Origin of the sequence: Saccharopolyspora griseoalba (genome assembly GCF_042665275.1) — a bacterium.
GTDB classification, from domain to species: Bacteria; Actinomycetota; Actinomycetes; order Mycobacteriales; family Pseudonocardiaceae; genus Saccharopolyspora; species Saccharopolyspora griseoalba.
In genome coordinates this window covers 272,779-287,383 of the sequence record NZ_JBHTCJ010000005.1, presented here as the reverse complement: position 1 = coordinate 287,383, position 14,605 = coordinate 272,779, and the positions used below count along the sequence as shown (strand labels likewise).

9 protein-coding genes are annotated in these 14,605 nt (G+C 71.5%); 8 read left to right on the top strand and 1 reads right to left on the bottom strand.

Going from position 1 to position 14,605, the window contains the following annotated elements:
- The first annotated feature begins 79 nt into the window (after window positions 1-79).
- The 3 genes from ACFQRI_RS12485 (at window position 80) to ACFQRI_RS12475 (ending at window position 4,787) form a co-directional block, all read left to right on the top strand.
- Complete coding sequence (locus ACFQRI_RS12485) at window positions 80-2,731, top strand: valine--tRNA ligase (RefSeq protein ID WP_380667896.1); 2,652 nt, start codon at window positions 80-82, stop codon at window positions 2,729-2,731.
- Between the two features lie 227 nt (window positions 2,732-2,958).
- Window positions 2,959-4,326 carry a bifunctional tetrahydrofolate synthase/dihydrofolate synthase gene (gene folC, locus ACFQRI_RS12480; RefSeq protein ID WP_380667894.1) on the top strand — a complete coding sequence of 456 codons (1,368 nt, stop codon included), beginning with the start codon at window positions 2,959-2,961 and terminating at the stop codon, window positions 4,324-4,326.
- Window positions 4,323-4,787, top strand: coding sequence for a DUF4233 domain-containing protein (locus ACFQRI_RS12475; RefSeq protein ID WP_380667892.1), 465 nt, complete (start codon window positions 4,323-4,325; stop codon window positions 4,785-4,787). Before folC ends, ACFQRI_RS12475 begins: the two co-directional genes overlap by 4 nt.
- Before the next feature lie 70 nt (window positions 4,788-4,857).
- Here the strand turns inward: ACFQRI_RS12475 and ACFQRI_RS12470 are convergent, their stop codons facing one another.
- Window positions 4,858-5,958, bottom strand: coding sequence for a zinc-binding dehydrogenase (locus ACFQRI_RS12470; protein ID WP_380667890.1), 1,101 nt, complete (start codon window positions 5,956-5,958; stop codon window positions 4,858-4,860).
- Between the two features lie 145 nt (window positions 5,959-6,103).
- On the opposite strand from ACFQRI_RS12470, the gene ACFQRI_RS12465 reads away from it, so the two are divergent.
- The 5 genes from ACFQRI_RS12465 (at window position 6,104) to ACFQRI_RS12445 (ending at window position 14,598) form a co-directional block, all read left to right on the top strand.
- Window positions 6,104-7,639, top strand: a complete 1,536-nt coding sequence (locus ACFQRI_RS12465; protein WP_380667888.1) for an alkaline phosphatase D family protein — start codon at window positions 6,104-6,106, stop codon at window positions 7,637-7,639.
- A 96-nt stretch (window positions 7,640-7,735) separates the two neighbouring features.
- Window positions 7,736-8,146: a nucleoside-diphosphate kinase gene (gene ndk / locus ACFQRI_RS12460; protein WP_380667886.1), complete on the top strand. Its 411-nt coding sequence runs from the start codon at window positions 7,736-7,738 to the stop codon at window positions 8,144-8,146.
- 267 nt (window positions 8,147-8,413) lie between these two features.
- The gene (locus tag ACFQRI_RS12455) at window positions 8,414-10,378 is read left to right on the top strand and encodes a TIGR03960 family B12-binding radical SAM protein (RefSeq protein ID WP_380667884.1); all 1,965 of its coding nucleotides are present in this window, start codon (window positions 8,414-8,416) and stop codon (window positions 10,376-10,378) included.
- Window positions 10,379-10,592: 214 nt separating this feature from the next.
- On the top strand, window positions 10,593-11,387 hold the full coding sequence (locus ACFQRI_RS12450; RefSeq protein WP_380667882.1) for a TIGR03936 family radical SAM-associated protein: 795 nt from the start codon (window positions 10,593-10,595) through the stop codon (window positions 11,385-11,387).
- A 163-nt stretch (window positions 11,388-11,550) separates the two neighbouring features.
- Window positions 11,551-14,598, top strand: a complete 3,048-nt coding sequence (locus ACFQRI_RS12445; protein ID WP_380667880.1) for a translation initiation factor IF-2 N-terminal domain-containing protein — start codon at window positions 11,551-11,553, stop codon at window positions 14,596-14,598.
- The last annotated feature ends 7 nt before the right edge of the window (window positions 14,599-14,605 follow it).

Here is a 14,605-nt window from a genome sequence, read left to right as displayed (position 1 = left end):
CGCGCCCGTCGCGAACCGGCCGTCCGGTGTCGGGCATGCCCGGCAAGGGGGCGAGACGGGCACTCGTAGAATCCCGCGTGTGACACAGACCCAAGCAGCTGCAGCGAACCGTGAACTTCCGTCGACCTGGAACCCGGCCGACGTAGAGGCCGAGCTGTACCAGCGCTGGGTAGCCGCCGAGTACTTCACCGCCGACGCGAACAGCGACAAGCCGCCGTTCTCGATCGTCATCCCGCCGCCGAACGTCACCGGCAGCCTGCACATCGGTCACGCCTTCGAGCACACCCTGATGGACATCCTCACCCGGCGCCGCCGGATGCAGGGCTACGAGGCGCTGTGGCTGCCGGGCATGGACCACGCGAGCATCGCCGTGCAGGCGCTGGTCGAGAAGCAGCTCCGCGAGGAGGGCATCGACCACCGCGAGCTGGGCCGCGAGAAGTTCCTGGAGCGCGTCTGGCAGTGGAAGGAGAAGCACGGCGGGGCGATCCTGTCCCAGATGCGTCGCCTCGGCGACAGCGTGGACTGGACGCGCCAGCGCTTCACCATGGACGAGGGGCTCTCCCGCGCGGTCCAGACGATCTTCAAGCGGCTCTACGACGAGGGCCTGATCTACCGCGCCGAGCAGCTGGTCAACTGGTCGCCGGAGATGCGCACCGCCATCTCGGACATCGAGGTGGAGCACAAGGAGGTCGAGGGCGAGCTCGTCTCCATGCGCTACGGCGACGGCGACGCCTCGATCGTGGTGGCCACGACCCGGGTGGAGACCATGCTGGGCGACACCGCCATCGCGGTGCACCCCGCCGACGACCGCTACCGGCACCTGGTCGGCACCGAGATCGAGCTGCCGCTGACCGGCCGCAAGATCCCGATCGTGGCCGACGAGCACGTCGACCCGGAGTTCGGCTCCGGTGCGGTCAAGGTGACCCCGGCGCACGACCCGAACGACTTCGAGATCGGCAAGCGGCACGACCTGCCGATGCCGACTGTCATGGACGAGCAGGGGCGCATCGCCAACACCGGCACCCGCTTCGACGGCATGGACCGCTTCGAGGCCAGGGTCGCGGTGCGCGAGGCGCTGCGCGAGCAGGACCGGATCGTCGCCGAGAAGCGCCCGTACGTGCACAGCGTCGGGCACAGCTCGCGGTCCAAGGAGCCGATCGAGCCGCGGTTGTCGCTGCAGTGGTTCGTCAAGGTCGGCCCGCTGGCGCAGGCCGCCGGTGACGCGGTCCGCGACGGCCGGGTGGCGGTCCACCCGCCGGAGATGTCCAAGCGGTACTTCGACTGGGTCGACAACCTGCACGACTGGGCCATCTCGCGGCAGCTGTGGTGGGGCCACCGGATCCCGATCTGGTACGGGCCGAACGGGGAGGTCGTGTGCGTCGGCCCGGACGAGGAGCCGCCGTCCGGCGAGGGCTGGCACCAGGACGAGGACGTCCTGGACACCTGGTTCTCCTCCGGGCTGTGGCCGTTCTCGACCATGGGCTGGCCCGACGAGACCGCCGACCTGAAGAAGTTCTACCCGACGTCCGTGCTGGTCACCGGCTACGACATCCTGTTCTTCTGGGTCGTGCGGATGATGATGATGGGCCTGTACGCGATGCGGGACGAGGACCCGGCCGAGGCCATCCCGTTCCACACCATCGCGCTGCACGGCATGGTCCGCGATCCGCACGGCAAGAAGATGTCGAAGTCGGCGGGCAACACCGTCGACCCCATCGAGTGGATGGACACCTACGGCGCCGACGCGCTGCGGTTCACCCTCGCGCGCGGGGCCAACCCGGGCACCGACTCGCCGATCAGCGAGGAGTGGGTCTCGGCGTCGCGCAGCTTCGGCACCAAGCTGTTCAACGCCACCAAGTTCGCGCTGATGAACGGCGCGCGGGTGCCGGACGCGCCGCTGCGGCGCGAGCTGCTCACCGACGCCGACCGGTGGATCCTGGACCGGGCGGACGGCCTGGTTGTCTTCGTCGACGAGATGCTGGAGGACTTCCAGTTCGCCAAGGCCACCGAGGCGCTCTACCACTTCACCTGGGACGAGTTCTGCGACTGGTACCTGGAGCTGTCCAAGGTCCAGTTCGACGGTTCCGAGGAGCGCGCGGAGCTGACCCGGCAGGTGCTGGGCCAGGTGCTCGACACGCTGCTGCGGTTGCTGCACCCGACGATCCCGTTCCTGACCGAGACCCTGTGGACCGCGCTGACCGGGCGGGAGTCCGTGGTCATCGCGGACTGGCCCGCGGCTTCCGGCGCGGAGGTCGACGGCGGTGCGGCGGACCGGATCGCGGCGACCCAGAAGCTGATCACCGAGATCCGCCGGTTCCGCTCCGACCAGGGCCTCAAGCCGGGGCAGAAGGTCGCGGCCCGCCTCACCGGCGTGGCCGAGCTCGGTCTGGACGAGCACGTGCCCGCGGTGCGCTCGCTGGCCAAGGTCACCGAGCCCGCCGACGGCTTCACCTCCTCGGCCTCCATCGAGGTCGGGCTGGCCGGCGGCGCGGTCGCCGTGGAGCTGGACCTCTCCGGCGCGATCGACGTCGAGGCCGAGCGCAAGCGCCTGGCCAAGGACCTGGCCGCGGCCGAGAAGGAGCTCTCCGGAGCCGACAAGAAGCTCGGCAACGAGTCCTTCCTGGCCAAGGCCCCGGCCGAGGTCGTGGACAAGATCAAGGCCCGGCGCGAGACGGCCGAGGCGGACATCGCCCGCATCAAGTCCCGCCTGGAGACCCTTCCGGAGTCCTGACCGGAGCAGCGCACGAGGCCCCTCCGATCGAGGAGGGGCCTCGTCGCGTCCCGGGCGCGGTTCCGCCGGAAGCGGCGGGACAGAACGGGCGCGGATCGTGCACAGTTCTGGGTAGGACCGCGCGGCTCGGCGCGTCGGCGGGCTTTCGGGCAGGCCTCGGGCCGGTGCCGCGCCCCGGACCGTAGACTTCGACCTCGGCATTTTCGTCGTTCGTTGGGGAGTGGGACTTGACCGGCATGGACCCGGGGGCGTTGCAGGACCTGCGCGTCGTGGAGGCCGCGCTCAACGAACGCTGGCCGGAAACCAAGATCGAGCCGTCGCTGGACCGGATCCGCGCGCTGACCGACCTGCTGGCCGAGCCGCAGCGCGGCTACCCGGTCCTGCACATCGCCGGCACCAACGGCAAGTCCTCGACCACCCGCATCGTCGACGCCCTGCTGACCGGCCTGGAGCTGCGCACTGGCCGCTACACCAGCCCGCACCTGCAGCTGGCCACCGAGCGCATCGGCATCGACGGCAAGCCGATCAGCCCGGAGGGCTACGTCGAGGCCTACCGGGACGTCGCGCCGTACGTGTCCATCGTGGACAACCAGAGCGACGTGCAGATGAGCAAGTTCGAGGTGCTCACCGGCATGGCCTTCGCCGCGTTCGCGGACGCGCCGGTGGACGCCGCGGTCGTCGAGGTCGGTCTCGGCGGCAGCTGGGACGCCACCAACGTCGCCGACGCCCAGGTCGCGGTGATCTGCCCGGTCGCCATGGACCACGCCGAGTACCTGGGAACCGACCTGGCCGGCATCGCCCGCGAGAAGGCCGGGATCATCAAGCCCGACTCGATCGTGATCATGGCCGCGCAGCAGGCCGAGGCGCAGCAGGAGATCATGAACAAGGTCGCCGAGGTCGGGGCGACCGTGGCCCGCGAGGGGCAGGAGTTCGGCGTCCTGGAGCGCACCGTGGCCGTCGGCGGTCAGATGCTCAAGCTGCAGGGCCTCGGCGGCGTCTACGACGAGATCTTCCTCCCGCTGCACGGCGAGCACCAGGCGCGCAACGCCGCGATCGGGCTGGCCGCGGTCGAGTCGTTCTTCGGCGCGGGCGCCGATCACCAGCTCGACGTCGAGCGGGTCCGCGACGCCTTCGCCGGCGTGCTGGTGCCGGGGCGCTTGGAGCGGGTCCGCGCCGCGCCGTCGGTGCTGGTCGACGCGGCCCACAACCCCCACGGCAGCCGCGCGCTGGCCGACGCGCTGAGCTCGGAGTTCTCCTTCCGCAAGCTCGTCGCGGTGGTGGGGGTGCTCGGCGACAAGGACGCGCGGGGCATCCTGGCGGAGTTGGAGCCGGTCGTCGAGGAGCTGGTGCTCACCCGCAACTCCTCGCCGCGCTCGCTGGACCCCGACGAGCTGGCCGGGATCGCGCTGGAGATCTTCGGGCAGGACCGGATCGTGGTCGAGCCGCGGTTGGACAACGCGGTCGAGCACGCCATCCAGCTGGCCGAGGAGACCGACGATCCGAGCGAGGCCGTCTCCGGCGGCGGTGTGGTGATCACCGGATCGGTGGTCACAGCGGGAGAGGCGCGAGCACTGTTCGGCCGGGAACCGGCGTGAGCGAGACGGGAGCGGTCGTGGCCGAGGACTCCGAGAAGGGCCTGCCGGAAGCGCCGGAGGGAGTGCGCGACCCCTGGAAGGGGCTGCGCGGCATCATGGCGGCCACGCTGTCGCTGGAGTTCCTGACCTTCCTGCTGGGACTGCCGGTGATCTGGCAGCTCGGCGGGGGAGTGTCCAGCGCGGGCTTCGCGATCGTCGCGGTGCTGGCGGTGCTGATGCTGGTCGCGGCCTTCGTGCAGCGCAGGTCGTGGGGCCTCGGCTTCGCGCTGGCCCTGCAGGTCGCGGCGGTCCTGTGCTTCTTCGTGCACCCCGCCGTCGGGGTGATGGGCCTGATCTTCGCGCTGATCTGGGGCTACATCCTCCACCTGCGCAACGACCTCGCCCGCCGGATGCGTGAAGGCCTGCTCTACGACCAGCTGGGGCACCCTCCGGGACACCCGGAGGGCACCGACCCCAGCTGATCGGCGGCTCCGCGCATCGACTGCGACCGAGGTTCACCCGGGCGGTTCCGCCCGGAACCGCCCGGCGGCCTCACCCGATGTCGATGATGGCGCGGCCTTGGATCTCGCCGCGGGCCAGGGCGTCGTAGGCCTCCTGGACCTGGTCGAACGGGTAGTGCTTGCTGATCGCGTCCTGCGGGCGGATCAGGCCGCGCGCCGCCAGGTCGAGCAGCACCGGCATGTCCCGGCGCGGCTTGGCGCCGTAGGAGCCCTTGATCTGCAGCTTGCGCCGGGCGATCGTGGCCAGGTCGAACTCCCCGGTGGTGCCGCGCGCGGCGATGCCCACGACCACCACCTGGCCGCCCTCGACCACCGAGTCCCTGGCGACCTCGAAGGTCGGCACCGCGCCGAGCGCCTCGAAGGCCACGTCCACGCCCCGGCCGCCGGTGAGCTCCTTGATCACCGCGGGCGCGTCGACCTCGGCGGAGTTGACCACGTGCGTGGCGCCCAGCTCGCGCGCGCCGGCGAGCTTGGCGTCGCTGATGTCCACCGCGATGATCATCGAAGCGCCGAAGACCTTCGCCAGCTGGATCAGCGCCGAGCCCACCCCGCCCGCGGCCACCACCGCGACGGTGTCGCCCACCTTGACGTCGGCGGCGTGCCGCAGGGCGCCGTAGGCGGTCATCGTGGAGCAGCCCATGGAGGCCACGTCGGCCAGCTCCACGTTGTCCGGCACCCGGTACACCGCGGACACCGGGGTCACGCAGCGCTCGGCCAGCCCGCCCTGGGAGTACATCCACACCGGCTCGCCGCCGGTGCGCTGCAGCCGGGTGTCGTCGTCGTAGAGCTTGCCCTGACCGCGGTTGAACGCGAAGAACCGCTCGCAGATCTCCTCCATCCCGCGCGAGCACTGGCCGCACTGGCCGCACGGCATGATGAAGCTGGTGACCACCCGGTCGCCGACCGCCACGTCGCGCACCCCGGGGCCGACCTCGGCGATCACCCCGGCGACCTCGTGACCCAGCACGCTCGGGGTGGGGAACGGCAGCTCGCCCTTGAGCACGTGCAGATCGCTGTGGCAGGCCCCGCAGCTCAGGACGTCGATGGCGACCTCCCCGGCCTTCGGGACCGGATCGGCCAGCTCCTCGATCCGCATCGGTTCGCGGGCGGCGGTGTGCACGGCGGCGCGCATCGGACCTCCTCGTCACAAGCGGTTCGGCGGGAAACTATCGCGCCGATCACACCTGCACCAGGGGCGAGCAGGTGGCACCAAAGCTTCACCCCGACGTCGACCAGCGGTTGATCGCCGCGCGCCGAGGCGGGCTAGAAAATCACCCATGAGCCCCGAAAACCACCTGACTCGCCGCGATCTGCTCCGGCGCGGCGCCACCGGCGCCGGACTCGCCGCCGCCGGGATGCTGCTGCCGGGAACCGCCTTCGCCCGCTCCGGCCGGCCCGTGCTCACCCACGGCGCCCAGCTGGGCGACCCCCGTCCGGACGGAGCCGTGGTGTGGACCCGCGCGGACCGCCCGGCGCGGATGTTCGTCGAGGTCTCCCGGCACGCCGACTTCCGCGACGCCCGGCGCGTGCCCGGCCCGGTGCTCACCCCGGAGACCGACGGGACCGGCGAGGTGCGGCTGGACGGGCTGCCCCCGGGCCACCAGCTGCACTACCGGGTCACCGCCGAGGACCTCGACGGGCGGGTGGCCAGCGAAGCGGTCACCGGCAGCTTCCGCACCGTCCCGCGCGACGGTCGCGACCTGCGCTTCCTGTGGTCCGGCGACGTGGTGGGCCAGGGCTGGGGCATCAACCCGGACGTCGGCGGCATGACCATCTACCGCGCGATGGCCGCCCGGAACCCGGACTTCTTCCTGCACAGCGGGGACACCGTGTACTCCGACGGGCCGCTGGAGGAATCGGTGACGCTGCCGGACGGGGGGGTGTGGCGCAACATCGTGACCCCGGCGAAGTCCAAGGTCGCCGAGACCCTGGACGAGTACCGCGGCCAGTTCGCCTACAACCTGCTCGACGCCAACGCGCGCGAGTTCGCGGCCAACGTCCCCCAGCTCGTGCAGTGGGACGACCACGAGGTCACCAACAACTGGTACCCGGGCGAGATCCTGGACGACCCGGACTACAAAGAGAAGCGGGTGGACGTGCTCGCGGCCCGCGCGTTCCGCGCCTTCCACGAGTGGCAGCCGGCGCGCCGCGTGGACGCCGTCGACGGCCGGGTCTACCGCAAGGTCTCGCACGGCCCGCTGCTGGACGTGTTCGTGCTGGACATGCGCAGCTACCGGGACCCGAACTCGCCGGGCGCGACCCCGGAGCGGATCCTCGGCGAGCGCCAGGCCCGCTGGCTGGTCGACGAGCTGACCAGGTCCCGGGCGACCTGGAAGGTGATCGCCTCGGACATGCCGCTGGGCATCATCGTCCCGGACGGCGAGGTCATCGAGGGCGTGGCCAACGGCCTGCCCGGCGTGCCCAACGGCCGCGAGGCCGAGCTGGCGCGGGTGCTGCAGGAGATCAGCAGGCGGGAGGTGCGCAACGTGGTCTGGTTGACCGCGGACGTGCACTACTCGGCGGCTATCAACTACTCCCCGGAGCGCGCCGCGTTCGAGGGCTTCGACGAGTTCTGGGAGTTCGTCTCCGGCCCGCTGCACGCCGGTGCGTACGGGCCGAACGAGCTGGACCCGACCTTCGGGCCCGAGGTCGACTTCGTCCACGCCCCGCAGCGGCAGGGGACCTCGCCGATGGAGGGCTACCAGCACTTCGGCGAGGTCAACATCGACGCCGAGACCGGCACCCTCACCGTCGACCTGCGCGACCAGCGCGGCGAGTCGCTCCACACCCGCGAGCTCGCCCCGCAGCGCTGACCCGGTGCCGGGCGCATCACCTGCGTCGATACGCTGGCGGTCAATTCGGGCGCGGAGTCGTCGCGCCTGCTCGTACGGTCATGAAGGAGAAGAAACGTGAGCGAGCGCACTCTGGTCCTGGTCAAGCCCGACGGCGTCGAGCGCGGGCTGGTCGGTGAGGTGATCAGCCGCATCGAGAACAAGGGCCTGAAGCTGGTCGCGCTGGAGCTCAAGAACGTCGACCGCGAGCTCGCCGAGCAGCACTACGCCGAGCACGACGGCAAGCCGTTCTTCGAGAGCCTCATCGAGTTCATCACCGGCGGCCCGGTCATCGCCGCCTGCGTGGAGGGCCCGAAGGCCATCGCCGCCTTCCGCCAGCTGGCCGGCGGCACCGACCCGGTCGAGAAGGCCGCGCCGGGCAGCATCCGCGGCGACTACGGCCTGGAGGTCCAGTACAACCTGGTCCACGGCTCGGACTCGGCGGAGTCGGCCGCCCGCGAGCTCAAGCTCTGGTTCCCGAACCTCTGAGGGCTGTCCTCGCTCCTCCTGCGGGGCGGTGCGGGTAGCGAACCTGAGCGGCTTTCCGGGCTGCGGGTCCCCTCCTCGTGCACGCCGAACACGGCGTCGGGGCGTCCTCACCCGGAAAGCCGCTCAGAACCCGCGCGGTGCCGGTTCCCCGGGGCGGCCCGGAGCTGATCGCGCCGCTGCAGCGCCGCTCGCGGGGAGCTCAGCCGATTCGGTTCGTGCCGTTCGCCCCGGGTGAATGGTCGGGAGCTCGACCTCTACCCTGGTCGCGTGGGTGTGCAGTCCGTTTTCGACAGGTTGGAACCGCTGCTGCCGCGGGTCTCCAAGCCCGTGCAGTACGTGGGTGGCGAGCTCAACGCGACGGTCAAGGCGTGGGACGACGCCGCCGTGCGCTGGGCGCTGATGTACCCGGACGCCTACGAGGTCGGCCTGCCCAACCAGGGCATCCAGATCCTCTACGAGGTCCTCAACGAGCAGTCCGACGTGCTCGCCGAGCGCACCTACGCGGTGTGGCCGGACCTCGAGGAGCTGATGCGGGAGCACGGCATCCCGCAGTTCACCGTCGACGCGCACCGCCCGGTGGGCGCCTTCGACGTGCTGGGCGTCAGCTTCGCCACCGAGCTGGGCTACACGAACCTGCTCAGCGCGCTGGACCTCGCCGGCATCCCGCTGCACGCGGTGGACCGCACCGATGATCACCCGATCGTGCTGGCCGGTGGTCACGCGGCGTTCAACCCCGAACCCATCGCGGACTTCGTCGACGCGGCGGTGCTGGGCGACGGCGAGGAAGCCGTCCTGGAGATCACCGAGGCCGTTCGCCGCTGGAAGTCCGAGGGCAGGCCCGGCGGGCGCGACGAACTGCTGCTGCGGCTGGCCGAGTCCGGCGGGGTCTACGTCCCCGAATTCTACGACGTCGCCTACGGCGAGGACGGCGCCATCGCCGAGGTCGCGCCCAACCGGGAGCGCGTGCCCTACCGGGTGTTCAAGCGCACCACGATGGAGCTCGACGACTGGCCGTACCCGAAGCAGCCGCTGGTGCCGCTCGCCGAGAGCGTGCACGAGCGGATGAGCGTGGAGATCTTCCGCGGCTGCACCCGCGGCTGCCGGTTCTGCCAGGCGGGCATGATCACCCGGCCGGTGCGCGAGCGCTCCATCGAGGGCATCGGCGAGATGGTGCAGCGCGGCCTGGAGAACACCGGCTTCGAGGAGGTCGGCCTGCTGTCGCTGTCCTCGGCCGACCACTCCGAGATCGGCGAGATCACCAAGGGCCTGGCCGACCGCTACGAGGGCACCAACACCGGCCTGTCGCTGCCCTCCACCCGGGTCGACGCGTTCAACATCGACCTGGCCAACGAGCTCTCCCGCAACGGTCGTCGCTCCGGGTTGACCTTCGCGCCCGAGGGCGGCAGCGAGCGGATCCGCCGGGTGATCAACAAGATGGTCTCCGAGGAAGACCTCATCCGGACCGTCTCGGCGGCGTTCGCCAACGGCTGGCGGCAGGTCAAGCTCTACTTCATGTGCGGGCTGCCGACCGAGGAGGACACCGACGTCCTGCAGATCGCCGAGATGGCCAAGGAGGTCATCCGGGCAGGTCGCGAGGCCTCCGGTCGCAAGGACATCCGCTGCACCATCTCCATCGGCGGGTTCGTGCCCAAGCCGCACACGCCGTTCCAGTGGGCCTCGCAGACCGACCCGGGAACGGTGGACGACCGGCTCCGCAAGCTGCGCGAGGCGATCAACACCGACCGCTCGCTGGGCCGCAACATCGGCATGCGCTACCACGACGGCAAGCCCTCGATGATCGAAGGCCTGCTCTCCCGGGGCGACCGCCGGATCGGCCGGGTCGTCGAGCAGGTGTGGCGCAACGGCGGCCGGTTCGACGGCTGGAACGAGTACTTCTCCTACGAGCGCTGGGTCGACTCCGCGGCCGAGGCGCTCGCGCCGCACGGGGTGGACTTGGACTGGTTCACCACCCGCGAGCGGACCGAGGGCGAGATCCTGCCCTGGGACCACCTGGACTCCGGGCTGGACAAGGAGTGGCTCTGGGCGGACTGGCAGGACGCCCTGGACGCCCGCGAGCAGGACGACTGCCGGTGGACGCCGTGCTTCGACTGCGGCGTGTGCCCGACCATGGGCACCGACATCGAGGTCGGCCCGTCCGGGCGGACGCTGCTGCCGATCTCCCCGGTGGGCCAGGGCTCGCCGGTGCAGAACCCGGCGTTCACCAGCAGCTGACCTGCGACGCGCCAGCATTCACCCGCTCGCGCGGACGCGCGCGTCCGCGCGAGCGGGGTACGGTTTCCGCGAAAACTTCCCGTGGGTGTTGTCACACCGCGGTTGAGCAAGCAAGCATCGGGATCGGGCGGTCCTGCGGGAGCGCCGCTGACGATCCGTGGTCGGGGAGGGCATTCTGAGTCGGCGAGATCACCCCAATCCTTCGGCGCCGCCGGTGCAGAAGCTGCGGCTGCGCTACGCCAAGCGCGGCAGGCTGCGCTTCACCTCGCACCGGGACGTGGCGCGCACGTTCGAGCGTGCGCTGCGCCGGGCGGGGGTTCCGATGGCGTACTCCCAGGGCTTCAGCCCGCATCCGAAGGTCTCCTGGGCGGGCGCGGTGCCCACCGGCGTGGCCAGCGAGGCCGAGTACGTCGAGCTGCAGTTAGTGGACCGGGTCGAGCCCGAGGTGCTGCGCGCCCAGCTCGACGAGGTGCTGCCCGAGGGCATCGACGTGCTGAGCGCCGTCGAGGCCGGGTCGGGCGCGCTGGCCGATCAGCTCGAGGTCAGCCGCTGGCGCATCGACCTGCCCGGCACCGCGGTGGCCGAGCTGCGCGCGGCGGCCGAGCAGCTGATGGCGGCCGACGAGGCGCCGGTCGAGCGGATGACCAAGAACGGTCGCAAGACCATCGACGCGCGCGCGGCGCTGCTCTCGGCGGAGGCGCTGGAAGGTCCTCGGCCGATCGCGCAGCGTGATCAAAACCGATCCACCACCGCCCAGGTGGACGATTGGCCCGGGGCGAGCGAACCGTATGGGATACTCGTAACGGTCGTGCGGCAGACAACACCGGTCGTACGACCCGACGACGTACTGAGCGCCCTGCGTGTCGTCGCCGATCTGGCACCGTCGGCCGCCGCGAGCGCGACCCGGCTGGAGCAGGGTCGGCTCGATGACGGGGGAGGCATTGCCGACCCGTTGGCCCAGGACTCAGGCGGCGACCGGACTCCGGCGGGAGAGCCCGCGGCCGGGTGACGGACGCCGCGTCGTCGACCCGCCGTACGACTTCCCGGCCGACAGGCCCGGGGCGGAGGGACCACGAAGAATTGCCGTCACCCGAGGGTGGCGGAAACTAAAAGATCGCACATGCCTCTGTGCGGCCGCGTCCACCGGACGCGCCCGGGGGCGGAGGAGCTGGATGTTGAACATGGATACGCCCGCTGGGAACACCAGCGGGCAGTCGACCACACCTACCCAGGAGACGCAGGACTCCATCGAGCTGCCCGCGAAGCTCAGGGTGCACGCCCTCGCGAAGCTGCTGGGCGCCAGCAGCCGCGAGATCATCAAGACCTTGGAGGAGATCGGCCAACCGGTCCGCAGCGCGCAGTCGAACATCAACCGGGACGTCGCCGTGCAGGTGGTGCAGGCGATGAACCCCGAGCTGGTGGACGAGTCCGCGCCGCAGGACGAGGCCGCCCCGCAGGCCGCTGAGCAGGCCGAGGTCGCTCAGCCCGAGCAGGCCGCGCAGGTCGAGCCCGAGCCGGCGAAGGCGACCCAGGAGGCCCAGCCCGCGAAGTCCGCCCCGGCCGAGGCCGAGCCGGAGTCGCAGGCAGCGGTGCCCGCCGCGGACTTCGCCGCCGCGCCGTCCGCCGACGCGGCGCCCGCCGCGGGTCTCACCCCGGTGTTCGCGGCCCCGGAGGCGATGTTCCTGGCTCCGGAGCAGGCCGCCCCGGCCGCCCCGGCCGCTCCGGCCGCCGAGCCGGAGGGCGAGCAGCCCGCCGAGGGAGCGGCCGAGACCGCCGAGCCCGCCGAGACCGAGACCCAGCAGACCGAGTCCGAGGGCGGCGAGTCCGAGGACGACGGCGCCGAGGGCGCCGGCCGTCGTCGTCGCCGCCGGGGTCGTCGCGGTCGCGGCCGGGGTCGCGGTGGCGACTCCGACGGCGAGAACGCCGAGGACGGCACCGAGAGCTCCGCGGCCGAGGACACCAAGTCCGAGACCCAGGAGGGCTCCGGCGAGAAGTCAGAGGACACCTCCGGAGGGGACTCCGAGGGCCAGGGCGAGGGAACCCGCCGCAGGCGTCGTCGCCGTCGCCGCAAGGGCACCTCCGACGACGACGGCTCCACCCGCGAGGACGACCCGCCGAACACGGTGGTGCACGTCCGCGAGTCGCAGCCGGAGACCAGCAAGGACTCCAGCGACGACGAGGTGCGCGCGGTCAAGGGCTCCACCCGCCTGGAGGCCAAGCGCCAGCGCCGCCGGGACGGCCGCGAGGCCGGCCGCCGCCGGGCACCGGTGCTCTCCGAGTCGGAGTTCCTGGCCCGCCGCGAGTCGGTGGACCGCAAGATGGTGGTCCGGCAGAGCGGCGAGCAGACCCAGATCGCGGTTCTCGAGGACAACGTCCTGGTCGAGAACTTCGTGACCTCCTCGGGCTCGGGCTCGCTGGTGGGCAACGTCTACCTGGGCCGCGTGCAGAACGTGCTGCCCAGCATGGAGGCGGCGTTCGTCGACATCGGCCGGGGCCGCAACGCGGTCCTCTACGCCGGTGAGGTCGACTGGGACGCCGCCGGGCTGGCCGGCAAGGCGCGCCGGATCGAGCAGGCGCTGCAGACCGGTGACAGCGTGCTGGTGCAGGTCACCAAGGACCCGGTCGGGCACAAGGGCGCCCGGCTGACCACCCAGGTCAGCCTGCCGGGACGCTTCCTGGTCTACGTGCCGGGCGGTGGCGCCACCGGGATCAGCCGCAAGCTGCCGGACAACGAGCGCAAGCGGCTCAAGGAGATCCTCAAGCGGATCGTCCCGGAGAACGCGGGCGTGATCATCCGGACCGCCTCCGAGGGCACCAGCGAGGAAGCCCTCGACCGCGACGTGCGGCGGCTGCAGGCCCAGTGGGAGGTCATCAAGGAGCGCTCCGAGGTCAGCGGCGCGCAGGCCCCGCAGCTGCTCTACGAGGAGCCGGACCTGCTGATCAAGGTCGTCCGCGACCTGTTCACCGAGGACTTCTCCTCGATGACCGTCCAGGGCGACGACGCGTGGTCGACCATCGAGGACTACGTGCACCACGTGGCGCCCGACCTCGCCTCCCGGCTGCAGAAGCACGTCGGCAAGAACGACGTGTTCACCGAGAAGCGGATCAACGAGCAGATCGCCAAGGCGCTCGACCGCAAGGTCTGGCTGCCCTCCGGCGGTTACCTCGTCATCGACCGCACCGAGGCCATGACGGTGATCGACGTCAACACCGGCAAGTTCACCGGATCCGGGGGCAACCTGGAGGAGACGGTCACGCGCAACAACCTGGAGGCGGCCGAGGAGATCGTCCGCCAGCTCCGGCTGCGCGACGTCGGCGGCATCATCGTCATCGACTTCATCGACATGGTCCTGGAGTCCAACCGCGACCTGGTGCTGCGCAGGCTCACCGAGTGCCTGGGCCGCGACCGCACCCGCCACCAGGTGGCCGAGGTGACCTCGCTGGGCCTGGTGCAGATGACCCGCAAGCGGGTCGGCACCGGCCTGCTGGAGGCCTACAGCAGCAGCTGCGAGCACTGCCGCGGCCGCGGTCTGCTGGTGTCCACCGAGCCGATCAACCACCAGCACGGCAACGGCGGTGGCGGCAACGGGTCCTCCGGCGGCAACGGCGGTGGCAAGCGCAACCGCAACCGCGGCAAGCAGCAGGACCAGGAGCCGCAGGAGACGCCGAAGGCGGACAAGTCCGAGTCCAAGGGCAAGGGCGAGTCCAAGGACGCCGAGCAGCCCAAGGCCGAGCCCAAGCGGCAGGAGCCCAAGGCCGAGGCCAAGCAGCAGTCCAAGGCCGAGGCGAAGGCCGACAAGCCGAAGGCCGAGCGCAAGCCCGAGCCGAAGCCGGAGCCGGTCGCCGAGACGAAGCCCGAGCCGAAGCCGGAGCCGAAGCCGGAGCCGGTCGCGGAGAGCAAGCCGGAGCCTGCTGCGGAGTCCGAGCCCGCCGCCGAGGCCAAGCCGGAGCCGGTCGCGGAGGCCGAGCCGGCCGCTGAGACCAAGCCCGAGCCGGACGCCGAGGCCGAGCCGGACGCCGAGGCCGCGCAGGACGGCGGCACGCGCCGTCGGCGCAAGGTCACCCGGACCACGGCGGGCACCGGTGCTCCGGCGACCCCGATGGTGGTGTCCAAGCCCGCTGAGCCCGCTCAGTCCGCGGCGGACGGCATGCCGGAGGTCGCTCCGGCGGCCCCGGTGCGCCGGGCCCGCCGCCGCGTCTCCCGCCCGAGCGGGAACTGACGCGCAC

Coding starts and splice junctions, on each gene's coding strand:
- ACFQRI_RS12470 (WP_380667890.1), bottom strand. CDS start 5,958: ATGCGCGCCGCCGTGCACACCGCCGCCCGCGAACCGATGCGGATCGAG.
- ACFQRI_RS12465 (WP_380667888.1), top strand. CDS start 6,104: ATGAGCCCCGAAAACCACCTGACTCGCCGCGATCTGCTCCGGCGCGGC.
- ACFQRI_RS12445 (WP_380667880.1), top strand. CDS start 11,551: ATGTTGAACATGGATACGCCCGCTGGGAACACCAGCGGGCAGTCGACC.